This window comes from Anaerolineales bacterium (genome assembly GCA_030583885.1).
Taxonomy (GTDB): domain Bacteria; phylum Chloroflexota; class Anaerolineae; order Anaerolineales; family Villigracilaceae; genus Villigracilis.
Window position 1 is genome coordinate 2467113 of sequence record CP129480.1, and the last position, 25996, is coordinate 2493108.

Annotated in this window: 27 protein-coding genes; 21 read left to right on the forward strand and 6 right to left on the reverse strand. The window is 54.3% G+C overall.

Annotation, left to right across the window (positions count from 1 at the left end):
* Positions 1–80 precede the first annotated feature (80 nt).
* The 4 genes from QY332_12290 (at position 81) to QY332_12305 (ending at position 4472) form a co-directional block, all read left to right on the forward strand.
* Positions 81–1826: an NADH-quinone oxidoreductase subunit C gene (locus QY332_12290; protein ID WKZ34391.1), complete on the forward strand. Its 1746-nt coding sequence runs from the start codon at positions 81–83 to the stop codon at positions 1824–1826.
* Positions 1827–1842: 16 nt separating this feature from the next.
* A complete protein-coding gene (locus tag QY332_12295; protein ID WKZ34392.1) occupies positions 1843–2460 on the forward strand; it encodes a 4Fe-4S binding protein in 618 nt (205 codons plus the stop codon).
* Positions 2461–2543: 83 nt separating this feature from the next.
* Complete coding sequence (locus QY332_12300) at positions 2544–3623, forward strand: Mrp/NBP35 family ATP-binding protein (protein WKZ34393.1); 1080 nt, start codon at positions 2544–2546, stop codon at positions 3621–3623.
* Positions 3624–3654: 31 nt separating this feature from the next.
* A protein-coding gene (locus QY332_12305; protein ID WKZ34394.1) for an IS5 family transposase occupies positions 3655–4472 on the forward strand; the annotation gives its coding sequence in 2 pieces (ribosomal slippage) (positions 3655–4036 and positions 4036–4472; 819 coding nt in all).
* A 229-nt stretch (positions 4473–4701) separates the two neighbouring features.
* Here the strand turns inward: QY332_12305 and QY332_12310 are convergent.
* Complete coding sequence (locus QY332_12310) at positions 4702–5877, reverse strand: transposase (protein WKZ34395.1); 1176 nt, start codon at positions 5875–5877, stop codon at positions 4702–4704.
* A 168-nt stretch (positions 5878–6045) separates the two neighbouring features.
* Between QY332_12310 and ricT the strand changes: the two genes are divergently transcribed.
* The 8 genes from ricT (at position 6046) to QY332_12350 (ending at position 12064) form a co-directional block, all read left to right on the forward strand.
* Positions 6046–6975: a regulatory iron-sulfur-containing complex subunit RicT gene (ricT, locus tag QY332_12315; protein ID WKZ34396.1), complete on the forward strand. Its 930-nt coding sequence runs from the start codon at positions 6046–6048 to the stop codon at positions 6973–6975.
* Positions 6976–7010: 35 nt separating this feature from the next.
* Complete coding sequence (locus QY332_12320) at positions 7011–7733, forward strand: PIG-L deacetylase family protein (protein WKZ34397.1); 723 nt, start codon at positions 7011–7013, stop codon at positions 7731–7733.
* An 82-nt stretch (positions 7734–7815) separates the two neighbouring features.
* Positions 7816–9006 carry an amidohydrolase gene (locus QY332_12325; protein ID WKZ34398.1) on the forward strand — a complete coding sequence of 397 codons (1191 nt, stop codon included), beginning with the start codon at positions 7816–7818 and terminating at the stop codon, positions 9004–9006.
* Positions 9007–9120: 114 nt separating this feature from the next.
* Positions 9121–9699, forward strand: a complete 579-nt coding sequence (locus QY332_12330) for a hypothetical protein (GenBank protein ID WKZ34399.1) — start codon at positions 9121–9123, stop codon at positions 9697–9699.
* 100 nt (positions 9700–9799) lie between these two features.
* A complete protein-coding gene (locus QY332_12335) occupies positions 9800–10330 on the forward strand; it encodes a hypothetical protein (protein WKZ34400.1) in 531 nt (176 codons plus the stop codon).
* 8 nt (positions 10331–10338) lie between these two features.
* A complete protein-coding gene (locus QY332_12340) occupies positions 10339–10686 on the forward strand; it encodes a hypothetical protein (protein ID WKZ34401.1) in 348 nt (115 codons plus the stop codon).
* A complete protein-coding gene (locus QY332_12345; GenBank protein ID WKZ34402.1) occupies positions 10683–11588 on the forward strand; it encodes an NAD(P)H-binding protein in 906 nt (301 codons plus the stop codon). Before QY332_12340 ends, QY332_12345 begins: the two co-directional genes overlap by 4 nt.
* The gene (locus tag QY332_12350) at positions 11585–12064 is read left to right on the forward strand and encodes a hypothetical protein (GenBank protein ID WKZ34403.1); all 480 of its coding nucleotides are present in this window, start codon (positions 11585–11587) and stop codon (positions 12062–12064) included. The genes QY332_12345 and QY332_12350 overlap by 4 nt, the downstream gene beginning before the upstream one ends.
* On the opposite strand, the gene QY332_12355 is transcribed toward QY332_12350, so the two are convergent.
* The gene (locus QY332_12355; protein ID WKZ34404.1) at positions 12061–12714 is read right to left on the reverse strand and encodes a DUF2726 domain-containing protein; all 654 of its coding nucleotides are present in this window, start codon (positions 12712–12714) and stop codon (positions 12061–12063) included. The two genes, QY332_12350 and QY332_12355, sit on opposite strands and share 4 nt — an antisense overlap.
* Before the next feature lie 65 nt (positions 12715–12779).
* Positions 12780–14033 carry a hypothetical protein gene (locus tag QY332_12360; GenBank protein WKZ34405.1) on the reverse strand — a complete coding sequence of 418 codons (1254 nt, stop codon included), beginning with the start codon at positions 14031–14033 and terminating at the stop codon, positions 12780–12782.
* A gap of 159 nt (positions 14034–14192) precedes the next feature.
* On the opposite strand from QY332_12360, the gene QY332_12365 reads away from it, so the two are divergent.
* The 7 genes from QY332_12365 to acs are packed head-to-tail and all read left to right on the forward strand — an operon-like array spanning position 14193 to position 21320.
* Positions 14193–14519 carry a nucleotide pyrophosphohydrolase gene (locus QY332_12365; protein WKZ34406.1) on the forward strand — a complete coding sequence of 109 codons (327 nt, stop codon included), beginning with the start codon at positions 14193–14195 and terminating at the stop codon, positions 14517–14519.
* Positions 14516–15046 carry an LOG family protein gene (locus QY332_12370; GenBank protein ID WKZ34407.1) on the forward strand — a complete coding sequence of 177 codons (531 nt, stop codon included), beginning with the start codon at positions 14516–14518 and terminating at the stop codon, positions 15044–15046. The genes QY332_12365 and QY332_12370 overlap by 4 nt, the downstream gene beginning before the upstream one ends.
* A gap of 58 nt (positions 15047–15104) precedes the next feature.
* Positions 15105–16544 (forward strand): proline--tRNA ligase, encoded by a 1440-nt coding sequence (proS, locus tag QY332_12375; protein WKZ34408.1) that lies wholly within the window; start codon positions 15105–15107, stop codon positions 16542–16544.
* A gap of 48 nt (positions 16545–16592) precedes the next feature.
* Positions 16593–17570, forward strand: coding sequence for a DNA alkylation repair protein (locus QY332_12380; protein ID WKZ34409.1), 978 nt, complete (start codon positions 16593–16595; stop codon positions 17568–17570).
* Positions 17563–18054, forward strand: coding sequence for an alpha/beta fold hydrolase (locus QY332_12385; protein WKZ34410.1), 492 nt, complete (start codon positions 17563–17565; stop codon positions 18052–18054). The genes QY332_12380 and QY332_12385 overlap by 8 nt, the downstream gene beginning before the upstream one ends.
* A 2-nt stretch (positions 18055–18056) precedes the next feature.
* Positions 18057–19352, forward strand: a complete 1296-nt coding sequence (locus QY332_12390) for an FAD-binding oxidoreductase (protein ID WKZ34411.1) — start codon at positions 18057–18059, stop codon at positions 19350–19352.
* A 60-nt stretch (positions 19353–19412) separates the two neighbouring features.
* The gene (gene acs, locus QY332_12395; GenBank protein ID WKZ34412.1) at positions 19413–21320 is read left to right on the forward strand and encodes an acetate--CoA ligase; all 1908 of its coding nucleotides are present in this window, start codon (positions 19413–19415) and stop codon (positions 21318–21320) included.
* 49 nt (positions 21321–21369) lie between these two features.
* On the opposite strand, the gene QY332_12400 is transcribed toward acs, so the two are convergent.
* Positions 21370–22317 (reverse strand): M23 family metallopeptidase, encoded by a 948-nt coding sequence (locus QY332_12400; GenBank protein WKZ34413.1) that lies wholly within the window; start codon positions 22315–22317, stop codon positions 21370–21372.
* Positions 22318–22405: 88 nt separating this feature from the next.
* Complete coding sequence (ftcD, locus tag QY332_12405; GenBank protein WKZ34414.1) at positions 22406–23938, reverse strand: glutamate formimidoyltransferase; 1533 nt, start codon at positions 23936–23938, stop codon at positions 22406–22408.
* Positions 23939–24191: 253 nt separating this feature from the next.
* Between ftcD and QY332_12410 the strand changes: the two genes are divergently transcribed.
* The gene (locus tag QY332_12410; protein ID WKZ34415.1) at positions 24192–24848 is read left to right on the forward strand and encodes a hypothetical protein; all 657 of its coding nucleotides are present in this window, start codon (positions 24192–24194) and stop codon (positions 24846–24848) included.
* A gap of 5 nt (positions 24849–24853) precedes the next feature.
* Complete coding sequence (locus tag QY332_12415; GenBank protein ID WKZ34416.1) at positions 24854–25075, forward strand: hypothetical protein; 222 nt, start codon at positions 24854–24856, stop codon at positions 25073–25075.
* A 21-nt stretch (positions 25076–25096) separates the two neighbouring features.
* Here QY332_12415 and QY332_12420 read toward each other — a convergent pair whose 3' ends face one another.
* Positions 25097–25930: a tyrosine-protein phosphatase gene (locus QY332_12420; protein WKZ34417.1), complete on the reverse strand. Its 834-nt coding sequence runs from the start codon at positions 25928–25930 to the stop codon at positions 25097–25099.
* Between the last annotated feature and the right edge of the window lie 66 nt (positions 25931–25996).

A 25996-nucleotide genomic window follows, 5' to 3' on the forward strand; every position in this document is an offset into this window, starting at 1 on the left:
ATTTTGGGACCCGACCTGATCGACGTGCGCCGCAACGCGGAATACAAACAAGCCGCCGCAGCCAAACAGGAAGGTGCGTCATGAGCGCTCCCGCCTCAACCCTGACCGTTGACCTGGCTGGCCGTTTCCCGAACTTCGTCACTGCTGATGAACGCCCTGGTTTTACAGGCTTCATCGTCAATAAAGACAACCTCATGGAAGTGGCAACCGCCGTTCGCGACGAATTCGGCTACGACCTGCTCACGTCTGTCACCGGCGTGGACTATATTGCCGAAAACAAAATGGAAGTGGTCTATCATGCCTACAAAACCAGCGGCGGGCCGGGCCTGGTCTTCAAAGTCCAGGTCGACCGTGTTGACCCGGTCGAAGTCCCCTCGCTCATCAATATTTGGGCGGGTGTGGATTTCCAGGAGCGTGAAGCCTGGGACTTGATGGGCATCCGCTTCACAGGCCACCCGGACCTGCGCCGCATTTTGATGTGGGAAGGTTACGACGGCCACCCGCTCCGCAAGGATTGGAAGGAGCCTTTCTTCGAAGAGGAGACAAAGCCTTTCAAGAGCCGCTGGCCTGAGGGCAATCATGTCTTCTCCGAGGACAAGAATCCGTTCCGCGATAACCTCAGGTTCCCGGAAGGTTTCGACCCCGAAAATTACGCACCTGAAAATGAGGACGACCTGTACGCCTCGCTTGAACGATTCAGATCCAAAGGCGATGACGACAGGCTGAAGACCGACCACCTCGTGGTCAACATGGGTCCACACCATCCATCCATGCACGGCGTGCTGCGCGTGGCGGTGACATTGGAAGGCGAGACCATCACCGGGCTCAAACCCGTAGTGGGCTACCTGCACCGCAACCACGACAAGATTGGCGAACGCAACACCTATCTCCAGATCATCCCCTATACCGACCGCCTCGATTACTTCAACTCGATGATGAACAACTTTGGGTATGTGACCACGGTTGAAAAATTGATGAAGATCCCCGTCGCGGAACGCGCGGAGTACATCCGCGTGATCATGGCGGAGTTGAGCCGCATACAAAACCACTTGATCTTCATCGGCATGTTGATCAACGATCTTGGCTCCATGTACACGCCCTCGCTGTATGCCTTTGAAGAACGGGAATTGATCCTCGATATCTTCGAAGCCGTCTCCGGGGCGCGCATGATGTGCAACTACTTCCGCTTTGGGGGCGTGGTGCGCGATGTCCCTGATGACGTTTTGCTAAAGATAAAGGATTTGGTCTACGACCGCCTCCCCGCCAAGACCGATGAAATGGAACGCCTGCTGAGCGAGAACGAGATCCTGGTTGCACGCCTGAAGGGCGTACGGGTTTTGAATGCGGAAGATGCCATCCGCTACTCGGTCACCGGACCTGTCCTGCGTGCCGCCGGCGTACCTTATGACCTGCGCCGTGCAGACCCGTACTCCGTCTATGACCGTTTCGATTTCGATGTGGCGGTCCGATACAGCGGCGACATGATGGATAATTACCTCATCCGCTTCGATGAGATACGGCAGTCCCTGCAGATATTGGAACAGGCCCTCAAGCAATTGCCCGGGGGACCGATCAACTCGCAGAAACCACAATACCAGGTTCGGGTTCCGGCAGGCGAGGCGTATGGCCGCATCGAGTCGCCCAAAGGCGAACTGGCGTTCTACGTTGTGTCGAACGGCAAGCCAAATCCATACCGTTACCACGTGCGCCCGCCCTCGTTCGTCAACCTGACCGCCATTGAAACGATGTGTGTCGGCACAAAGATCGCAGACTTCGTTGCCCTGCTTGCCATGCTCGACATCGTGATGGGCGAACTGGACCGCTAATACAGGAGAGTAAATTATGTATGGAAAAGGCATTCTTAAAGGATTAAGTGTCACCTGGAAGCGGTTCTGGAATACATATCTCGAGGATATTTCGTGGATGCTGCGCGGAAAGAAACGCTACAACACAGCCGAGGGCGTGGCACATCGGTCCAGCGCAAAAACCCGCGGCATCTTCACGGTGCAATACCCGGAAGAACAGCTCCTGGCACCCGAAGAGTTCCGCTACATTCCGTTTTTGGTGTACGATGAAGGTGTGGACGGAAAAAAAGAAGTGCGCTGCACTTCGTGCGGGATCTGCGCAAAGGTTTGTCCGCCGCAATGTATCTGGATCGTGCGGACAAACGATCCATCCACCGGCAGACCCGTTCCGGTCCCGACCGATTTCTATATTGACATGGATATCTGCATGAACTGCGGTTTCTGCGCAGAGTACTGTCCGTTCGATGCGATCAAGATGGATCATGAATTCGACATCGCCTCGTTTGACCGCAACGTATACAACCTTGAGAAACTACTCAAGTCCGCGTCGTACTATGCCGGCATCCGCCCGCAGAATTACGCCCGCGAAGAGGAAGCCCGCAAGGAAAAGGAAGCGGCAAAGGCCGCCAAAGCCGAAGCAAAGTCTGCGGCATGACTAAGGAGACACGAAGAGCCTGCAGCCTGCAAGGGTTTAATGGCCTTCCGCTTCGTGTGAAAAGGTTTTAATTGGTACAGCAAATGACAACTCGTATTACAAAAGAAGCGGTACTATCCGCACTGGGAACCGTGCAGGAACCCGATCTCGGTCAGGACCTGGTTACGCTCAACATGATCCGAAACCTCGAAATCCAGGGAGATCAAGTCTCCTTTAGCGTAATGCTCACCACCCCTGCCTGTCCGCTAAAAGGAAAGATCGAAGCAGACTGCCGCAATGCCCTAAAGACCGTCGAGGGCATAAAAACGGTCGAAATCAAAATGGACTCGGATGTTCCGAACGATGGGCGCATGCGCGGACTGGTCAATATGCCCATCCGCAACGCGATTGCAATCGGTTCAGGGAAAGGCGGCGTCGGCAAGTCCACGGTCTCTGTCAATGTGGCGGTGGCGCTGGCACTGACGGGCGCACGGGTCGGATTGCTGGACGCGGACATATACGGTCCCAACACACCCACCATGCTTGGCGTGGAAAAACTCCCGCCTCCCGACGGGCAAAAGCTTATCCCTGCGCAGGCGTACGGCTTGAAAATGGTCTCCATGGGTTTGCTGGTCAAGCCTGGTCAGCCGTTGATCTGGCGCGGACCCATGCTTAATTCCGCCATCCGCCAGTTTTTGGGCGATGTTGAATGGGGTGAATTAGATTACCTCATTGTAGATCTGCCCCCAGGGACGGGCGATGCGGCTCTTTCCCTAGCCCAGGCACTGCCGCTCAGCGGAGCGGTCATCGTTACGCTTCCACAGCTGGTCTCACTCGAAGACGCAGCACGCGGACTCAACATGTTCAAACAGCTGGAAGTGCCCATCCTGGGGATCATCGAGAATATGTCTCACCTTGAATTGCCCGATGGGACGCGCATGGACATCTTCGGTTCAGGCGGCGGTGAGCAGTTGGCGCAGGCAACGGAGACGACCTTCCTGGGCAAATTACCAATTGACCAGAATGTCCGCATCGGCGGGGACAGTGGCAAGCCGATCGTCGTCAGTTTCCCCGACTCACCCGTGGCGCAAGCCTTTACGGAGATTTCACAGAAGATCGCCCAGCAAGTATCCGTTGCAGCGCTTGGTGCGAACAACACCCTGCCGATCAATATTGTGGAATAGACCTCTTGCATAAGTGTGCCATAATAGGCACATGAACTATAAGACAATCGCACATCTCAAAGGTAGTGACTTCAAACGGCTAACTGGCGTCCAGCGCGAAACCTTCGAGCAGATGCTCACAGTCATTGAGAAAGGGCTGCGAGACTTCGGGAGACCGCCAAAACTGAGCCGAGCCGATCAGTTGTTGATGACCTTGATGTACTGGCGAGAATATCGCACAGAATTTCATATTGCGCAATCCTATGGTGTCAGTGAAGCAACCGTTTGCCGCACCATTCGCAAGGTAGAGGAGGCCTTAGTCCGTTCAAAAAAGTTTCGTTTGCCTGGCAAAAAGGCACTCCAAGCCAGTGACACGGTGTTCGAGGTAGTGCTGGTTGATGTCAGCGAACAGCCAGTGGAACGTCCAAAAAAAGCCAAAAACGGCATTACAGTGGCAAAAAGAAGCGTCACACCCAAAAAGCGCAGGTGATGGCTGATCGAAAAAGTACCCAAATCATAACCACCGCCTTTAGTCATGGAAGCAAACACGACTTCCAACTGTTCAAAGACGATGCCTGTGAGTTCTCTGAACATCTGCGTATTCTGGCAGATGCGGGCTATCAAGGATTGATGGAGTTTCATCAGAACAGTCAAACACCCTTCAAGAAATCCAAATACCATGCTCTGACGAAACGAGAGAAACAGAGCAATCGAAGCTTGGCACGGAAACGGATTGTGATTGAGCATATATTCCGTAAGTTGAAAGTGTTTCGCATTTTGAGCGAGAGGTATCGCAATCGTAGAAAGAGATTTGCTTTGCGCTTCAACCTGATTGCTGCTATTTACAACCTTGAACTCAACTCAATTTGACTTTTGCAAGAGGTCTAATAAGCAACTCAACCCATTCAACAAACCTGATCCGTTTATGCGATCAGGTTTGTTGTTTAATAACCTGGTACAAAGGGGGCATATTCCATTATTAATTAACAAGCACCATCGGTGTTATCGCTTGGTCTCGAAGACCCTTTTTAGATCTACGGAGGCCGATATGAATACGTTAATGGGTATTGTTATCAAAGTATCATTTATTCTCAGTAGATCACGAAAGCACAAAACATGATTGATGTTGAATGACCTCAGTCGCACCCCAGAAGCGTTCAATGGCACGACTGAGCAGGAAAGCGACACGGCGCAAAGAAAGCCAGAAGCGATTGAAAGATTCTAACGGTGTTTTAAGCGCGGAGGCCAGATTCTGGCGCAAGGCAATGTACAGATTGAACAAGACAAAAGCCAAACCAACCAGCAGCAAGCGGATGACAGGATTACGGGTGGAAGTTCGAGCGCGCACCTGGTTCATTTGTCGGTAGCTCGACTCAATGCCGAAGCGTTGACGATAAAGTTCAAACACCTGGGCAGGCAAAATGCCAGAGGGCAATCCGGAGACGGCGTACGCAAACCACTTGCTCTTGTGTCGTCCATAGCGTCCTTTGGAATAGCGCTGGACGACCACCGCCTGCACTGTATATATGCCATATTTTGGGCTGTTAAAGGTGTAGGTGGTGACACGTGATTTACCTTGAAACAAAGTCCGCACACCGCCCGACTTGCCACGCACGGGAATGGGCGTTACGAAACTGACCTTGTGTTGGTCCAGAACCTTGAAAACCGGCTTGGAGCAGAAACCTTTGTCCAAAAACACCCGTCGAATGCGAAATTTGAGTGTTTTCAGGCGTTTCAGCAGCCAGCGGACGATGTCGGCCATATCCTCGCCATGTTCGATGAAGCGCAACGCCACAACGTAGCGCCGATGGTCCCGCACAATCGAAACCGTGGCGTAACCATGAAAATGGGTTGTCCCAGACTTGGGTGCACTGCGTACGATCTCCTTTCTGTCTTCATACGGCTGACCATGATATGGGATCAGGGTCAGGTCAATCGCCACATTGAAATCGCGTTTGCACTTCCATACACTGGGATGGAGTTGCCGATGAAAGATGCGGTTCAATCGGTTCTGCAAACCGGCTCGGTCTGGCAGCGACTGGGCTAATACTTCTCGCAGACGATTACCCGAAGGCGCATTCTGCAACTCCAGACAAGCCGATTCAATGCTCAAACGATGCACATTGGCGTATGCCAACACATACAGGATATCTTCGGCAGTGATCCGGGTGTTTCGCAATTCCAGCGGCAGGTTCTTGCGAACCACCGTCATGAAAGCATTCAGCACTTGCTCGGAATGAATTGTTCGGGTAATCTTGATTGTGGGCTTGGACATGGTTATGGGTTTCCTTGGTCGGAGCCAAGTTAACCACGTTCAAGCCTTTTCGTGAACTACTGATTCTTTCCATTTCCGCCCTGCCATCGGCATGCAATTTTCCCCACCCTCAACTCCCCAAGTACACTGAACGCTTCCAGTTGCCTGCGATACAGTATAATTATATCCATGCAAACTAACATTATCGGTGTACGCTTTACCAAAATAGGCAAGGTCTATCACTTCAATTCAAACGCCGTCCCGGATGTGGGGGTTGGCGAGCACGTCATCGTGGATACCTCACGCGGCAGGCACCTCGGAGAAGTAGTCCAGCTCGTGCGGGAAACACCGGAAAGGCCCGAGGGCGGCTGGAAGTCTGTGGAGAGGCGCGCCACCCCGCGCGACCTGCTGCTTCAGCAATCCTGGCAGTCCAAACAGACCGAAGCCATGATCAACTGCCGCGCCCGCGCATCTGAACTCGGCTTGAAAGAGGTCAAAATCATCTCCGCGGAATACAACTACGACGGCTCGCGTCTCGCCTTTCTCTTCAGCACGGAAAGCGAAGAAAAAGTGGATTTGAAATCACTCAAGAAGGACATGCATGAGTTGTATTCGACCACGCATGTCGAAATGCGGCAGATCGGTCCGCGTGATGTGGCGAAGATACTCGGCGGCATGGGCGCATGCGGGATCGAAACCCGCTGTTGCTCCAAATTCCTGACCGATTTCTCCCCCATTTCGATCAAAATGGCAAAGGAACAGGGGATATCACTTACACCGAATGAAATCACCGGCATGTGTGGACGCCTGCGCTGTTGCCTCATTTACGAATATGAACAATACGTTGCCGCGCGCAAAACCCTGCCCAAACGAAACAAACGCGTGGTCACGCCCAAGGGCGAAGGCAAGGTGGTGGACATCATCCCCATGAGCGAAAAGGTTGTGGTGCTAATCGAAAGCGGCACAGACCGACCGCAGCAGATGACCTTTACGCGCGAAGAGATCGAGCCCCGGGATGAACTCGAGGCATTACGCCGCAAAGCTCAGGCTCCCTGTGACCGCCATGAGGGCGGCGGTTGCACCTGCGGAAAAGCGAAGAACGGCAGTCGGGAATCTTAATTCGGTAACCGGCCCCGACTCTCAAATAACGCCTCATGGAAAAAGCCGACAACTGGTCTTCTCCCCAAAACATCCTTGTCATCCTCGCACATCCCGATGATCCCGAATTCTTCTGCGGCGGCAGCCTCGCTCATTGGGCGCGTGCGGGTCATGCAATGACCTACCTCCTGCTCACCTGCGGAGATAAAGGCTTCAATCTCATCACCCGCCCGGAAATGACACCTGAAAACCTGTGCGGGATCCGTCATGAGGAACAACAAAACGCAGCGAAGGTCATCGGCGCACAGGCAGTTAACTTCATGGACCTGCCGGATGGCTACCTGGCCCCAAGCCTGGACCTCCGCCGAGATGTTGTCCGCGAGATACGTAAACACAAGCCTGATATTCTCGTCACTTGCGACCCGCAGAATTTATTTGCCATGTATGGCATCAACCATCCCGACCACCGCGCTTGCGGACAGGTTGTTCTCGATGCCGTCTTTCCCGCCGCCGGCAACCCGGCCTACTTCCCTGAATTGCTTGCGGGCGGCTTCCAGCCGCACATGCCAAAGGAGGTATGGTGCGCCCTGACAAACCAGCCAAACACAACGGTTGACGTCACCGAGACATTGGACATAAAAATCCAGGCAATTCTCGAACACAAATCTCAAATGCAGGATGTGAATAAACTCATTGAGCGTATAAAATCCCGCCGCACCGAAGACAGCACGGATGAAAACCCGCGCTACGAAGAACAATTTCGCGTTGTTAAATATTAATGTCACTCCGAGCCTGGCGAGGGATCTCTTACACAATAACATAGCTACTCCGCCAGGCTCGGAGTGACACATAGGAGCCCGCATGCCCAACTTCCTCAAGCAAGCCCAGGATCTCTTCCCCTACACCCAGGCTCTCCGCCGTGATTTCCACAAGCATCCCGAACTTGGTTTCAATGAAATCCGTACCGGCGGCATCGTTGCCAGGGAACTCGAATCGCTCGGGCTTGAAGTCACCAAAGGGGTCGGCAAGACAGGCGTGGTCGGCTATCTTGAAGGTGCAAAGCCAGGCCCCACCATCCTCCTGCGGTTCGACATGGACGCCCTGCCCATCACCGAAGACACCGGCGCGGAGTACGCATCCGCCAACCCTGGCGTCATGCACGCCTGCGGACATGACGGCCACACCGCCATCGGATTAACTGTCGCAAAGATCTTGACTGAATATAAAGACAATCTGGCCGGCAATATCAAGTTCTGCTTCCAGCCATCCGAGGAAGGCACAAACGGCGAAGAGGTCGGCGGCGCGTTGATGATGATGCGCGACGGCGTGCTGGAAAACCCAAAAGTCGAAAAGACGCTCTCGCTGCATTTATGGAACGACAAACCCATCGGCTGGATTCACGTTGCAGAGGGCCCCGTCTTCGCGGGGGCGGAACTGTTCATCGTCAAGCTGACAGGCAAAGGCGGGCATGGCGCCGCTCCCGAAACCACCATTGACCCGGTCGTGTGCGCTGCACAGATCGTTACCGCCTTGCAGACCATCGTCTCGCGCAACATCGATGCACTCAAACCCGCCGTCATCAGCGTCACGTCCATTCATGCAGGTACAGCATTCAATATCATTCCCCAGACTGCCGAGTTAAACGGCACGATCCGTACCTTCGATCCCGAGGTTCGTAAAACCGTACTGGAGCGTTTCGAGCAGATCACCCGCAACATTGCGCTCGCCATGAACTGCGAAGTCAAGATCACCATCAAACAGGTCACCGCGCCTGTCATCAATGAAGGCAGGGTCTCGGCAAGCGTGTACGAAACCGCCAAAGGCATCTTCCCCGAAGAGGACATCCAGACCAATACCTACCTCACCATGGGTGCGGAGGACATGGGCTACATGCAGGAGAAAGCTAACGGATGCTATTTCATGATCGGCTCCTCCAACGCCGGGAAGAATTTGAACTACAATCACCATCATCCGAAATTTGACTTTGACGAAGGCGCGCTTGTCAACGGCGTGGCATTGATGGCTTCCGCCGCAGCTGATTTAATGAAGTAAGGCGCATCCCACCTGGCAGCGAGCCTGCGCACGCTCCCAAGCGGCATTTCACACGCCGGTGCTTCTATAAAAGAAGCCTTCGCCACTGAAGAAGTTTTGTAGTAAAGTTATCCTATGAAACACAGACGCAACTGGATCATCGGCATCGTTCTGTCAGCCACGGCAGGGATGTTCGCATTGCAAAATATCGCCGCACCCGTTAACGATGGAGCCATCCCCGACTTAAGTGTCTCGAAAACCGAATCAGTGACCGAAGGTGCCGAAACGTATGATGGTTGTTATTTCGTGTGGGCATACCGCGACGATATCGAATTGACAACACGGCTGGACGCGGCAGTCAAAGCCATTAATCCTGCTGCCACTGCGAATGCGACCCTGTTTGGAGAAGATTGTGTTTACGCGGACGGCCAATCCACATTTGGGGCAATGCAAACCGACTTCCACGTCCGCCTGCCCGTGGACGATTTGACAAATGAACCAGAAATGGGAAAATGGATCGCAGGCGTGATGGAGATCATCCTCCAAATCCCCCGCGAGCAGATGCAGGGTCCGAATTACGGCTTTGTGGAGTTCAGGTTCGAGAAAAATAAAGGCGAGCATATCGCCTTTCGTGTACCGATCCAGAGGTATCAAAACGAAGCGCAGGGGACAACAGGCGCTGAATTGTTCCGACTGTTTTACAACCAGCCATAAAGGAGAGCAGCCGCCCCGGGGGGCTTTTTTTATCCTTGACAAACGGAATCACTTATCATATACTGTGTTTAGTAACTACTAAATGTAGTAAAGGAACATTATGACTGTCAAACTTCCTCGACTCAAACAGGACTTCACCGAGGGCTTAAGTCAGATCAGCCGTTTTTGGGGCTTCCCCAAGGGCATGGGCGCGATCTTCGCCGTGCTGTATCTCTCCCCCGCCCCGCTCTCGCTGGATGAGATCGTCGAACAAACAGGTTTGACCAAGGGGGGCATCAGTACCGAAGTGCGAACGCTGGCTCGCATGGGGCTTGTCCACCGTTCGTCCAAACTCGGCGACCGCAAGGATTATTATGAAGCAGAGAGCGATTTTTACGCGTCCATCCGCTCGATATTACGGGAACGACAGAACAGTGAGTTCGAGCGGGCAGTTTTGTCGGTGAGGGAAACGCTCGAGAAACTGGAATCAGGCTCCGTGTCAGGGGATGAGGCGGAGATCGAATTCGTCCGCAGACGGGTGCAAGCGTTACAGGATTTCTTTGACGCGATAGACAGTCTCGCGAAGGCGGTCATCAAACTGGAAACCCTCGGCTTTACGAATGTCAAATCCATCCTATCTGTTTTGAAATGAGGTAAAACATGAATACCATTCTTTTCTTCCTGCTCGAAGTGACACTCACGCTCGTAATCTGCCTGCTGGTCTTTCGTTACCTGCGCCCATATCTCAACCGCATCCTGGTTGATTTATGCGGCACGGAGGAGCGCGCGCAATTTTGGACTGTATTCTCGAGCATCGTCCTGGTAGGTTTGCCGCTTTTGATCGCACTTACCTACCAGCCCGAAGCAGTCCATGCGGAGGGATTGTTCTTTGAGATCATCCGCCGCATCAGCGGAAACCTGATGGGTTTTTTGGTTGCGTTGGTTGGTACTGGTATTATCGTGTCCTTCTTTGCATTGGTCGCCCCGCGCAAAAAGGAAACGCAATGAAGATCGCAGTTACCGGCGCATTCAGTTATTCAGGCAAGTACATCGCGCGGCGTCTGCTTGCGCGCGGCGAGGAAGTCATCACGCTGACGGGGCATCCGAACCGCCCCGACCCGTTCGATGGACAAGTGAAGGTTTATCCATTGGATTTCGACGAAGCGGGCATGAGCGAGTCGCTGCGCGGGGTGGAGGTGCTGGTCAACACGTATTGGGTGCGCTTTGACAAAGGCAAAAACACCCAGCCGCGTGCAGTGGAAAATACGCAGAAATTGGTGAACGCCGCTGTGAAGGCGGGCGTGAAACGGATTGTGCATATCAGCATCGCAAACCCGTTCGCGGAGTCACATTTGCCGTATTATTGGGGCAAGGCGGCGAACGAGAAAGCCGTGATCGAATCAGGATTGTCGTACGCGATCCTGCGCCCCACGGTGCTGGTCGGTGGCGGAGAGGACGTGCTTATTAACAACATCGCGTTTTTATTGAGGCGCTTCCCGTTCTTCTTCATCCCCGGCGATGGCTCGTACGGAATTCAGCCTGTGCATGTCGACGACCTGGCGGACCTTGCGGTGGAGGCTGTGCACAGCAAGGAAAATTATGTGATCGACGCCGTTGGTCCCGATGCATACACCTTCAAGGAACTGGTGCAATTGATCGGTGAAACCATAGGTGCGAAGCGGCTGTTGATCTCCGTCCCGCCGCGGCTGGCGTTGCGCGCTGCGCAGTTTTTGAGTCTCTTCCTGAAGGATGTGCTTCTGACCCCCGATGAAGTGGACGGCTTGATGGCAAATCTGCTTGTTTCCAAAGGGTCCGCCCGAACCAAGACCGCCTTCAAGGCCTGGCTGAAAGAAAACCGGGATACCGTTGGCATACACTATGCTTCTGAATTGAAAAGGCATTACTCATGAAACCACAGACCTATTTTCGGCTTGCTCTGTTTACCCCCTACATTCTTTGGGGAGTCGGCCTCCTGGCGGCACTCCCTCCATCCTTGATCGAGACAACGGAATCATGGAACATCGTGCTGGCACCCGTCATGTTCTACGTAATCGGGATTATTCTCTGGTTCGTCCCGTACACGATTTTGGCAATTGGATTGTGGATTTGGAGCAAAAATAGAACGATAACCTCACTCCGCAATGCCGCACTGGTCTCACCCCTTTTGTTCCTTGCCCTCATACTCATCGAGACGGTGCTGATATCCCTGCCAGCGGATAGCGTCGGCGAATTCATGCAGGAACTGCTCGGGCAAACTTTAATGCTGGGAGTACTCAGCCTGGTCTTTGGTTATTTGTGCGTGGGAATTGCACTTGGAATATTCAAATTCCTGCAGGCAAAAAATCATATCTCGCAGGAAACTTCATTGCCGCTTTCAGCGGATTAATCGATCCCAACCACACCCGCACAGCGCGGGCTGTCCATACAGCCGTAATATTTCTTTCCTGAATTTGATCCATTGCGATGGATGCGCAATACCATCATCTTCCCGCAGACCGGACAATTCGGCACGGTGTCTGTCGGATGGTCAACACGCAGGGACGCTGTCCCACCGATCTTGGTCAAAGCCAGTTGGAACAAGGCGATGATGTCCGCCACGTCATATTTCTCCCTGGATGGGACGTGAACAAGGGGGATGCCCGCGTCCATGAACAACTCATCCATGAACCTGTCCGCTTCACGGGTTCCGCCTTTTTGATTGAGTCGGGTCATTTCCACACCGAAGGAGGGGGCAAACGATTTTGGGTCACACAATAAAAAATCCACGTGTTTGCGAAATATCTTATTGAAATAATGCACGTTTTCGTTTGGCCTCAGGATGTAAAACATATCGTTCAGAGCCACCTTCGGACAGATCACATACCGAGTCCCCATGATTTCAGTCAACACGCGAAAAAGAGCCAGTTCCGTTGTTGCGAGAAACGGCTCCCGTAAGCGATAGGGAAACCGTGATTTATCCGCCTGTGTTTGCTTCATGGAAACCATTATAAATAAGATGCAGACATGGCACAAGATAAAAAGCAGATCGATTTCCACGCCCTTTTCCAGGTCCTGAGCTGGGTGCAGGGGAACGGGAGAATTCCAGGCGATGACAAAACCACTCACAGCATGGTATCCAATAGTTTATTTTCCTGCTCTGTGTTCTGCACATCCCCATCCAGCCATGCAGCACGGAGTTGCGAGAGTATCTCCCCAAACCGCGGTCCGGGCTGAAGCCCGCGCGCGTTCAAATCGTCACCGCTGGTATGTGGTTTAACATACCGCCATATGGAAAGATAATCCAAAAGCGCATTTTCGCGGGATATGAGATAGACCGCATAGATCGAGAGCAGGGGTAGTTTCTCGAGCGCGAAGGTCCACACGCTTGGTTTGGAGTTCGAGAGAAACGGCAGGCTCCATTTCAATTGTGCGGCAGCCCAAACCGAATGCGTCAGATCGGAGGTGAAATCCAAGCGCCTGGCGATGGACAGGATATCAGTTTCCGATTCGTCCAGGAGCCAAAGCATGTACCCCATGGCGATACGGCTCACGGGAAGATCCAACCCTGGATCCATATCGAGAAAGTCGGAATAAATAGGATTGAAGGGCGGCAGGGCAGGATGTACTGCTTTCAAGATGCCCAGATTGGCTGTACGATAAATAATTTGAGCGGTATTTTCCTCTTCCAGGAACAGATCCAGTTCGTGACGGATACGCTCGCCGCTGAGTTGGGAGAGGATCAAAAGCGAGTCGGGGTTGACCAGGCTCGAGGTTGAAGTGTCGAGATTGAAGGAATACCTCCCCTCGTAGCGAACAGCGCGGAACATACGCGTCGGGTCGTCCGTGAAGGAGCGCGGGTGGAGAGCGCGGACAATCCCCTTCTCGAGGTCGGACTGCCCGTTGAGAGGGTCGAGCAGATCGCCAAGGTGATTGCCGTCCAGGCGGATCGCCATCGCGTTGATGGTAAAGTCCCGGCGGCGCAGGTCATCTTCGATGGTGGCGGGGGTTACGGTCGGAAGCGCGCCAGGTTTTTCATAGGCCTCCTTGCGGGCGGTGATAAGGTCCAAAGTGCCAGGTGTCAGGTTCCAGGTTTCAGGTAAATGCCAGATGGCGGTGTGGAATTTGTCGTGCGGGGTGAGTTTGCCGCCGTATTTTTTAATGAGTGCTTTGCCGAGCCGAATCGCATCACCTTCGACTATGATGTCCAGATCTTTGACGGGACGGAGAAGTAACAAGTCACGGACAAAGCCGCCGACAACGCAGCAGGGAAAATCCAACGCTGCGGCTTGGGAGGCGATGTCCAAGAGAAGGTCCTGCTTTTCGGGCGGAATCAGATTCGGGTCACGCAGGAGGCGGAGCAGGTCATCCTTTTGCATAAAATCAATTTTACCCTTATAATGTTGCGCATGTTAATGAACCCAAACCCGTCCCCTAGAATGTGTAATTCCTCCAGGTCTGGCTAGGTTCGCTTTCGTGCGCCCAAACGGCTCCCAGACTTGGCGAGCCGTTTTTATTTAGTGGACATTGGACCATTGATGATGAGTGATAAAAACCTGACGATCAAAGAATTAACCGAACGAATGCATACGCTGGTGAAGTCGAAGGGCTGGTACGAAACGGAGAGCAAGCGCCCGCAGACACCGCGCAACCTGGCGGTATCGCTCTCCATTGAGGCAGCGGAAATTTTGGAACACTTCCAATTTACCGATGAGATAAAAGACCGCAACGAACTCGGCGGCGAACTTGCGGACGTGATGTTGTATCTGCTGCAATTGGCTTCGACCTCAGGTATTGATCTGGAGGAAGCAGTTTTGAAGAAGATCGAAGTAAACAAGACGAGAATATGGGATGTAGAACGATGAATATAGCTGTTTTTGGCGGCTCGCAGCCAAAGCAAGGAACTCCCGCGTACGAAGAAGCACGTGAACTTGGGGCGATGCTTGCCCAACGTGGACATGCGGTTTTAACCGGCGGCTACATGGGCACGATGGAGGCCGTCTCGCGCGGGGCATATGAATCAGGCGGGCACGTGATCGGCGTGACGTGTGAAGATATTGAAGCATGGAGAAACACAACAGCAAATCAGTGGGTGAAAGAGGAAAGAAAGAAGAAATCATTAATGGAGCGTTTATCCACGCTGATCGATGGCTGTGACGCGGCGATGGCGCTACCAGGCGGCCCCGGTACGTTGACAGAAATTACCCTGATGTGGAATCTAATGATCGTGGAAGCCCTGCCCCGAAGGCCGTTGATACTGGTCGGGCGTGGCTGGCAGTCCACGTTCGATCGGTTCTTCATCGAGTTTGAAAATTATATGCCCATCCATCAACGAGAGTTGTTATACTTTGCGGATGATGTGAAAACTGCAGTAAAAAAGTTGGAAAGTTAACCGGTTCGAACGTTCAAACGTTTCAACCTGCAAACATGCGAACCCAAAAAGAGGAAATATGGCTGAAGAGAAATTACCCACTAGAGCGGACGATTTTGCAGAATGGTACAACCAACTCGTTATCAAAGCGGATCTGGCAGACTATGCTCCCGTACGCGGGTGCATGGTGGTCAAACCCTATGGCTGGGCGCTGTGGGAGAACATCACCTCCTGGTTGGACCGCGCGTTCAAGGAAACAGGCCACGTAAACGCGGCATTCCCGACGTTGATCCCCCTGTCATTCTTTGAAAAGGAAAAAGAACATGTGGAGGGCTTTGCGCCCGAGCTGGCGGTCGTCACACACGGCGGCGGCGAAGAACTGGAGGAAAAGCTGGCGGTACGTCCCACGTCCGAGACGATCATCGGACACATGTATGCCAAGTGGGTAAAATCATGGCGCGACCTTCCGATCCTCATTGTGCAATGGGGCTCGGTACTGCGCTGGGAATTGCGCACCAAACTATTCCTGCGCACGGCGGAGTTCTACTGGCACGAAGGTCACACCGCACATGCCGGCGCGGACGAAGCCAAAGAGGAAATGTATCGCATTCTCGACATCTACGAGAAGTTCTGTCACGAAGAGGCGGCGATCCCGGTCATCAAAGGCACGAAGAGCGAGACCGAGCGTTTCGCAGGTGCGCAGATCACGACTTCCATCGAAGCCATGATGTGGGATAAACGCGCGCTGCAATCGGGCACATCCCATTATTTTGGCACTAATTTTGCAAAAGCGTTCGAGATCCAATATCTCGACAGCAACAATACTTTGCAATTCTGCGAGACCACTTCGTGGGCGATCTCGTCGCGCATCATCGGCGCGATGATCATGGTGCATGGCGACGACCAGGGTCTGGTCATGCCCCCGCGCCTCGCGCCCATTCAGGCGGTCATCGTACCCATCTTCAAAAAGGAAGAGGAAAAAGCGAAGGTGATGGAACTTGCCGAGCGTGTCTTCGAGGAACTCAAAACCGCAGGCATCCGCATCAAAATGGATGACCGCGATAACGTCAGCAGCGGATTCAAGTTCAACGATTGGGAGATGCGCGGAGTACCTGTGCGCGTGGAGATCGGTCCCAAGGATGTGGAAAAGGGAACCATCGCGCTCGCCCGTCGCGATAAACCTGGCAAAGAGGGCAAAATCTTCGTCCCGCAGGCGGCTCTGGACTCCGCTGTGAGAGGCTTGCTGACCGAGATTCAGGCATCCCTCCTCAAACGCGCCACCGAGTACCGCGATGCAAACATCCACGACCCGAAGGATTTCGAAGAGTTGAAAAAGGTCACGCAGGACGGCTGGGCATTCTCGTATTGGTGCGAATCGACGGAATGCGAGACCAAAGCCAAGGAAGAAGCAAAAGCCACCACGCGCAACATCCCCTTCGACCAGCCCGAAAAGGAAGGGACTTGCATTGTATGTGGCAAGCTTTCCAAGCGGAAAGTGTATTTCGCGAAAGCGTATTGATTCTTCTCCGCAGGGGCGCAGCGACGCTGCGCCCCTGCAATAAATCTAATGCCCGCCATTGACCTTGCCCGCCTCCGCAAACAAGCCAACCGTCTGGCAGACTTTTTCTTCCTGCCGGACGAGTTCATGAAGCATTTACGCGAGATGCTGGATTTTTACGTCAATTACACCCTGCGGAAAGTTGAAAATGTCGCCCCCGGCTCAAATCTGAAAACATACCGCACTCCGCCTGCAGTGCTGACCCAGATCGAAAACGAGCTGCGGGCAATCGTGGAAGAGAATCCGCATTTTGCATTGGAACTGGCGGACATCCTTTGGGATGAAGGCGTGCTTGAGACCCGTCTGTTGGCTGCATTCCTATTAGGACGAATCCCTCCACAGGAAGAACGCCTGCTCCCCCGCATCACCGCATGGACACAACAGATTCGCGACTCGGATGTCCGCGCGGCTTTGCTGTCCACAAGTCTGACCCGTATGAGAAAGGAATCGCCCGAACAATTCCTTGCGCTTGTGCGCGAATACCTGCATCCCGAACGCTCGCGTACATGGTCGAACGGCATTCAAGCCCTCATCCCCATGATTGCGGATACAGCCTACACCAACCTGCCCCCCATTTTCGACATCGTCGAACCCATCATCGAAGAAGCGCCATCCTCACTGCAGAACGACCTTGCCGAGTTGATCGTGGCGTTATACCGTGCATCCCCCAACGAAACCATCTTCATGCTCAAGCATGTGCTGTCCAATTCGCAAAGCCCGATGACGGAGATCACATTGCGAAGGATTTCATCATCCTTCCCGCCATCCCTGCAACATGAATTGAGGGAGAATTTGCGCTCACAACCAATTGCATCACGCAAGCCCACGAAGGAGGCGGATGATTTTATTGAAGAACCACCTGCTCCTGAAATCAGGGATGCAAAAATCAGAAAACCTCGCAAAACAAAAACAACGGAAACGCCTGCCGGTAAAAATGGCAAAACCATCACGCGCAAACGCGCAGCCAAAAAGGACAAAGATGGATAACAAAAAGATAATCTACCTGCACGGACTTGAGTCCACCAGCCAGAGCGGCAAGGCGCGCCAGTTTGCCGAAAAATTCCCGGGCATGGCAACCCCCGATTTTACAGGTGAATTTGAAGAACGCATGCAACAACTTTATCCGATCCTCGGCAAAGAGGAAGGCTGGACGATCATCGGCTCATCTTATGGCGGATTAATGGGGACGGTCTTCACCTGCAAACATCCGACTCAAGTGCGTAAATTGATCCTGCTCGCACCTGCCCTGCTGCGCGAACGCTTCGGCTCTTTCCTGGACATTGAACCTGTGTCTGTTCCAACGGTGCTCATCCACGGAAGTGAGGATGATATCGTTCCGCTCGAACCTGTGCGTGAAATTGCGGAGAAACTCTTCATCAACCTGGAATACATTGTTGTGGAGGATGGCCACCGCCTGCACAAGGCGTTCGAGAAATTGAATTGGGAAGAGTACTTGAGAACTGACGATTGACCATGGAAGAAGGCGCAATGAAGCATCACATCTACTGGCAGACCACCGTCCAAATGCCCGATGACCCAAATCTAACGCCCATCCCGGCCAGATCGGATATGGCGGTCATCGGCGGCGGATATACGGGACTGAGCGCAGCACGGACGCTGGCAAAGCAGGGCGAAAGCGTTGTTGTGCTCGAAGCCGAGACCATCGGCTGGGGCGCGAGTTCCCGCAATGGCGGCATGACATTGACAGGTCTAAAGCCCGCCATGCAAACGGTCATCAAAAACTATGGGCGGGAGTTGGCAAAGGAATTATTCCAGTGTTCGCTGGATTCGGTGGATATCGTCGAGAAAATCGTCAAGGAAGAAAAGATCAACTGCGGCTTTGCGCGGACAGGCCATTTATTGACGGCGAATAAACCGAAACACTACGACGCGCTCAAGGATGAAGTGGACTTCATGGCGAAGGAGTTCAACCACAATGTACATCTCGTCGCACCGAAGGATTTACGCAGCCAGATCGGCACGGACATCTACCATGGCGCTCTGGTGGATGAGGTCAGCGCGGGGTTGAACCCTGCCCAATATGTGGCGGGTCTCGCCGATGCGGCGGCTCGGGCAGGGGCAACGCTCTGCGCGCGAGCGCGTGTCACCCACCTCAAGCGAAGCGGGAAGCGGTTCGTCATCCAAACAGAGAGGGGCAATCTGGAAGCCGGGTCCATTTTGGTGGCAACATCTGGGTATACGGGAGATGTCACAAGGAAACTACAAAGGAAGATCATCCCCATCGGCTCGTTCATCATTGCGACGGAAAAGTTATCAAATGAACTTGCGCATGAACTCAGCCCGAAAAACCGCATGATCTTTGACTACAAACATTTTCTGAATTACTTCCGCCTTTGGGACAACCGCATGATCTTCGGCGGGCGCGCGGCGTTCTTTCCTGAAAATGAAAACACGACCACGCAAAGCGGCGGGATTTTGCGGCGCGAGATGATCCAGGTGTACCCGCAGTTGAAAGATGTAAAGGTGGACTATGTGTGGGGCGGCACGCTCGATTTTGCATTCGACCAGATGACGCATGTCGGCGAAGAGGATGGGATTTTCTACTCGCTCGGCTATGCGGGTCACGGTGTGGCAATGGCTACCTACCTGGGTGCAACGGTTGCAGAAGCCATGATGAAGGGAACCATCAAAGAGCATCCGTTCGCGAAGTTCAATTTTCCAGGTGCGCCGCTGGGATTGTACAACGGGAACCCGTGGTTCCTGCCGTTCGCGGGGATGTGGTACAGGATTTTGGATTGGATCGAATAATGGCACATTCATAAAAACAGTATTAAAATTGCAAAAATCTCAGACAGAGGAGAGACTGCCATGGCGAAGACCAGCAAGCCGAAAGCAATGGAAGGCGAAGTTTACTATCCATCCGAGCAGGTGGTGGAGCAGGCGCGCTTGAAGGAATGGGACGCGCTGGCGGAAAAGGCAGGTAAAGACCTGCAGGGCTTCTGGGCGGACGAAGCATCCGAATTGGAATGGTTCAAGAAGTGGGACAAGGTGCTGGACGATTCAAATAAGCCGTTTTTCAAATGGTTCGTGGGCGGAAAGACCAACATCGTACACAATGCCATTGACCGACACCTGAAAACCCACCGCAAGAACCAGCTTGCACTGATCTGGGAAAGCGAAGACGGCAAGGACCACCGCACCTATTCCTATTTTGCGATGAACCGCGAAGTGTCGCGCATGGCGAACATCATCAAAGCCATGGGCGTTCAAAAAGGCGAACGCGTGACCATTTATATGGGGCGCGTGCCTGAGATCGTCTTTGCCATGCTGGCGTGCGCCAAGATCGGCGCGATCCATTCGGTGGTGTTCGGCGGCTTCTCGGTCGACTCGCTGCAGGGGCGCATCGAGGACAGCGAATCCAAGCTGGTCATCACCTGTGATGGCTCGTTCCAGAACGGCAAGATCGTCGAACTCAAAGCCATCGTGGACGAATCGCTCAAGCGCTGTCCGTCCGTTGAAAACGTCATCGTGGTCAAACGCGTCGGCAATGGCGTGACCATGGAATCAGGACGCGACCACTGGTATCACGACCTGTGTGTGCTGCCCATCGCGAACGGCAAATGCCCCACCGAAGTAATGGACGCGGAAGACCCGCTTTTTATCCTGTACACATCCGGCTCCACAGGCAAACCGAAAGCCATCCTGCACACGCACGGCGGCTACATGGTCGGCACGTATTCCACCCTGAAATATGTCTTCGACGTTAACGACGTGGATCGCTGGTGGTGCACCGCCGACCCGGGTTGGATCACGGGACATTCCTATCTCGTCTATGGTCCGATGATCAACGGCGTGACATCGTTCATGTTCGAAGGCGGACCCGCCTACCCATACCCGAACCGCTGGTGGCAGTGCATCGAACGCTACGGCATCACCATCTTCTACACCGCCCCCACTGCCATACGCGGATTAATGCGCTTCGGCGAATCCTGGCCCAACAAGCACGATCTTTCGTCCCTGCGCCTGCTCGGCACGGTCGGGGAGCCGATCAACCCCGAGGCATGGAAGTGGTATAACCGCGTGATCGGCAAGGAGAAATGTCCGATCATCGATACCTGGTGGCAGACGGAGACGGGCATGTTCATGATCACGCCGACACCGGTGGTTCCGCTCAAACCGGGCTCCGCGACGCGGCCTTTCTTTGGTCAGAAAGCGGAGATCGTGGACGAGCAGGGCAATCCCGTCCCAGATGACACGGAAGGCTATCTGACACTCTTGAATCCGTGGCCCGCGATGCTACGGACGATCTATGGCGATGACGAACGCTACGTCAATCAATACTGGAGCAAGTACCCCGGACGCTACACCACAGGTGACTCCGCCAAACGTGACAAGGATGGTTATTACTGGATCATCGGGCGTGTGGACGATGTCATCAAGGTCTCCGGGCACAGGCTGGGCACGGCGGAGGTTGAATCTGCGCTGGTCAGTCACCCGGCCGTGGCGGAGGCGGCGGCGATCGGTCTGCCGCACGAAGTCAAGGGACAGGCCATCCACACGTTCGTGCTGCTGCGTTCCGGCTTCGCGCCTTCGCCTGAACTGGCAGAGGAGCTGCGCCAGCACGTCGCCACGCATATGGGGCCAATTGCCCGCCCTGAAGATGTCAAGTTCGTGGACAAACTCCCGAAGACGCGTTCCGGCAAGATCATGCGCCGCGTGTTGAAGGCAAGGGCACAGGGACTGCCCGAAGGCGATATTTCAACTCTTGAAGAATAAAAGAAAAAGCCGAGATCAAGCTCTCGGCTTTTTCAACCGGTTAAAGCGGTTACTTCTTTTCGAACACAACCTGGGTCAGTTTACCAGCCTCCACAAGGACAATGCGCTCCCGCAACCCGGACCCATCACTAAAAGCAACCTTGTATCGACCCGGCGGCAGACTGCCCAGCACGGCATCCTCTTCATTATGCTCAAATCCCTTCGTGTATGACGAAAGATAATAAACGAACAGCGGGTCTGTGCTTCCATCCAAAAAGCGCGTGACCACCAGCGGGCGCTCGTAGTTCCGCTCGACGTCCACCTTCAAGGTGATGGCCAATGTGCCCGTTCCTTCAGCGGGAATTAACCATAACTCCGGGTTCTCGGTGGAAAAATAATCCGTGCCAGCGCCTCCCCTGCGGACCTCAAAGTGGAGGTGGCTGCCCGTCGCCCCTCCCGTCTGACCGACTTCCCCAATGCGCTCCCCAGCTTTTATCTGACTGCCCGCCTGAACAAAAATATTCGAGAGGTGCGCATACAGGGTGTAAAAATCCCCCGCATGGCGGATGAGCACCATATTCCCATAGAAATTCGTCCACGGGCTGAATTTGGTGGTTTTGTCCGGGTCTGCGAACACAACCACCCCATCCCCCGCCGCATATACAGGTGTGCCGAACCTGTTCTGAAACTCGACGCCATGATGCGGGTCACGCGCCCCGCTTTGCGTCGAACCATAGCGGTACGTCCCATCCACTGAATCGGTATCCGGCGGAAGGATGGGAGCATGGAATGGGAATTTCCAATCGATGATGCAGAAATCTGCGGTGAGTGGGTCACAGGGGATTTGCGTGGGGGTGAAAGTCGGTGCCATCGTAGTGGGCGTTGAAGTCGAGATAGGGGTGAACGCAAATTCAGTTGACGCGGCGCTCGGCAATACGGCAACTGTCTCTACGGGCGCAGGGACAGGGACACAGGAGGCGATGATGAATAATACGAAAAGAATTAATGCACGATACATATGGTTGTGCTCTTCGAGCAGATGTTGGACTCGACCAGCTTGCTGTCAGGTTGGGAGGCGATGGACAGCAAGCTGTCCGAGTCCAGAGTTAAATCCCGCCGCGTTCCTTCATCACTTTGCGGATTCGCTTTTCCAGTTTATCGGCTTCTTTTTCGAGGACGGTGAGTTCGTCAAGATAGGGCTGTCCTGCGGACTTATCCGGCAGGGAGTCCACGTTGATGCGCACGTTGTAGCCAGCAGCGGTCAGCGAGGCGCGCGCCATGGCGAAAGCGGACATCGAGTCGCTGATGGCGTTGAGGTTGCCGTTCTCGGCGCATTTGACGGCAAGTTCCATGATCTTGAGGGAGTTCTCCGCCGAGTGGAGCGGGATGTGCGCGGCGTTCATGGTGGCGACTTGAATGGCGGCGGTACGCGCGGTCTGTTGTTCTTCGGTCTCTTTTGGTAATTTGAAGGCGCCAATGACGGCTTCAAACGAAGCGGCGTCGTCTTCGACGGCCTGGGTCATATCAGCACGGAGTCGTTCCGCGTGGACGTGTACGGCTTGCATCTCGGCTTCCACCTCGGCGTATTTCTTGCGCCCGACGGTGAGACCGGAGACCATGGATACCAGCGCCGCTCCCATGGCACCTGCATACGCAGCAGCCGAGCCGCCCCCGGGAGCGGGTACCGCGGAGGCCAATTCGTCAAGGAAGGAAGCAGGCTGGGGGGAGGATGAAGCGCCGGCGGCGGGAGAAGAAAAGAGTCTGGATTCAAGAATCTGTTCGGGAGAGAACTGATCCAGTTGGGTGTACCAGACCGCCGCATCCACCAACGCCTCCTGGGGAATCAAGCCGACCAGTTCGCTGTGATGGATGCCGACGCCGTAACGCTGAGCTTCGCGGCGGATGAACTCGATCACGCGCGCGATGGGCGTTTGGTGGAAATCGGTCAGGTTCATCGAGACCTGCGCGCGCCCGTCCACGAGCAGACCCAGCCCCTTGACGTAACGCAGGCCGCCCGTGGAATGACGCACGGCTTTGGCGATTTTTTTGGCAATGCTTACATCGTCGGTGGTGAGATAGACATTGAAGGCGATCAGCGGAGCGCGCGCGCCGATGACCGTCGCGCCCGCCTTGGGCAGTTTGCCCGGGCCGTAATCGGGCTGGCGGTTCGGGTCGGATTCGATTTCAGATTTAAGCGCTTCGTACTGCCCCCTGCGGATATTTTCGAGGTTGACCCGTTCGGGACTCATCGCCGCCGCCTCATACAAATAGACGGGGATGTTGAGCTCGCCGCCCACGCGCTCGCCAAGACGTTTGGCGATGGCGATACACTCTTCGATGCTCGCGCCGTTGAGCGGGACGAAGGGAACCACGTCCGTCGCACCGATGCGAGGATGCGCGCCCGTGTGCCTGTCAAGGTCAATTAATTCGGCGGCGGTCTGGATGGCAAGGAAGGCGGCTTGTTCCACGCCCGCGGGACTGCCCGCGAAGGTCAGCACCGTGCGGTTATGGTCGAGGTCGGAGGAGCGGTCGAGCAGTTTGACGTCAGGCACAGATTGAACGGCGGCGGCGATGCGGTCGATCACTTCGGGCCGCCGCGCTTCGGAGAAGTTGGGGATGCATTCGATGAGTTGGGTCATGGGGTTTCCAATACGGGATTTTGGATTTACGAGTAGCGCAATTAATTATAAGCGGTATCATAAACGAAAATGAATAAACATGAGTATCAAACACTCCATACAACCTGATATTGAGAAACCCCGAACTGCCCTAATACGCAACCGGTAAAGGCAGATGACTCTCACATGAAATCCTAACTTGAAAAACAGCCTCATTTGATATATTATCTATTAATGTTCCTGCAAAACCCGGCACTCAGAGGAGAATTGAGCAATGAAAGAAGCCAGTCCAAGCCAGATGAGTTTGATTATTTCATACCTGACGCTGCGCAAAGCCGTGGGAATACTCGGCACCGCCCTGCCCTTCATGCTGTCTCTGGGGGCGTGGCTGCTTTTCCAAACCGGCATCCAGAGTTCCATCAGCAGTTATTACCACACGGGCATGCGGGATGTCTTCGTCGGCACGCTGTTCGCCATCGGGGTCTTCCTGCTTTCCTACAAGGGCTATGAGCCCCAGGATAACTGGGCGGGCAACCTGGCCAGCCTGTTCGCGATTGGCGTGGCGCTTTTCCCGACCACGCCAGCCAAGGCGGGCCCAAACACCTGGGACTGGGTGGGAAGCCTGCACCTGGTCTTTGCGGCGCTGTTCTTCCTGACCCTGATCTATTTTTCGCTCTTCCTCTTCACAAAGACGCACCCGAATAAAAGCCAGACAAACAGAAAGAAACAAAGGAACATCGTGTACAAAGTCTGCGGCTATACCATGGCCCTGTGCGTTCTTCTGATCGTCATCTTCTTCCTGCTGCCGCACAGCCTGGAAACCCGCCTCAACGGTCTCAACCTGCTCTACTGGCTGGAGACCGTCGCCATCCTCGCCTTTGGGGTCTCATGGCTGACAAAAGGGGAAGCCATTCTACAGGACGAGGATTGAAGGGGATGCCTTCCATCTCCTTCCAGTACGACGCATTCGATTATGACCTGTTCGCACAGTCCCTGCTGGAGTGGCTGGAACTGACAGGCGATGTCCGTGTGCTGCCGTATGCCATGGAGGTCAATTCAAAAGGCCATCTCGATGCAGCCATCGTCCTGTGGCTGATCGCCCACGCGCCTCCCGAAGCCATTGCCTTCGCAGAGGAAAAATCCAGGCGCAAACAATGACGTGCGCACGGCAGGCAGCGCCTATGTCACCTGCTCCAGATAGATCTCTTTCAACCGTTCCACATCCCCCGCCGAAAGCCCCAGCCCGTTACGCGCATACTTCTCGAACGAGCCGTGTTCGCGCTCAAGCGCGTCGAAGGCCGCCGAGAGATAGGCAGGGCGCGCATCCATGAACCCGCGAATGACGGACGCAAAACGCTCCCCCCGGGACAAACGCACAAGAAACAGTCTCCACGTATGCGCGGCAAGGAAATATGTGTTGGTCAACACGTAATCCTGCATCACAATATCCTGAGGCACGCCCAGCAACCGCAGCAGGAGCGCCGCGCCAAACCCGGTGCGGTCCTTGCCCGCCGCGCAATGGAATAAAAGAGGGCGCCCGTTGGAGGAAAGCACTTCGCGGATAAATCTCCGCATCTCAGGCGTGAACGTGGTCGCAAGTTCGACATTCGTCGCCGTCATATAGTCGGCGGGATCCACATCCTTTAACTTCCTGATCATCTCCTCCCGCGCCTCATGCCAGACCTTTGTGCTGGCATCCAGGATCGGAATTTCGACCACCCGCATATCTGCATCCGGCGGCAGCCGGTCAGGCGCGCGTTCCTTTTCATGCGCCGCACGAAAATCAATTACACGCTCCAAATTTAACGCCGCCAGAAATTTGAGGTCGGTGGATGTCATTTTATCCAGCGCGCCGGAACGATACAGAACTCCCCAGCGCACGGTCCCGCCGTCCGTGGCAGGATAGCCGCCCAGGTCGCGGAAATTGCCTGCGCCTGAAAATGGCAGGCGGCGTCTCGCCCTCAGCCCGGCCTTCTCTAGCAATGGTTTCTGAATGGAAATTTGTTCGAACATCAATACGCTGCTCCTTTACAGTCTTCGCCCGAGTATAGTCCAGCTTCCGAAGATTGGATTAACAAG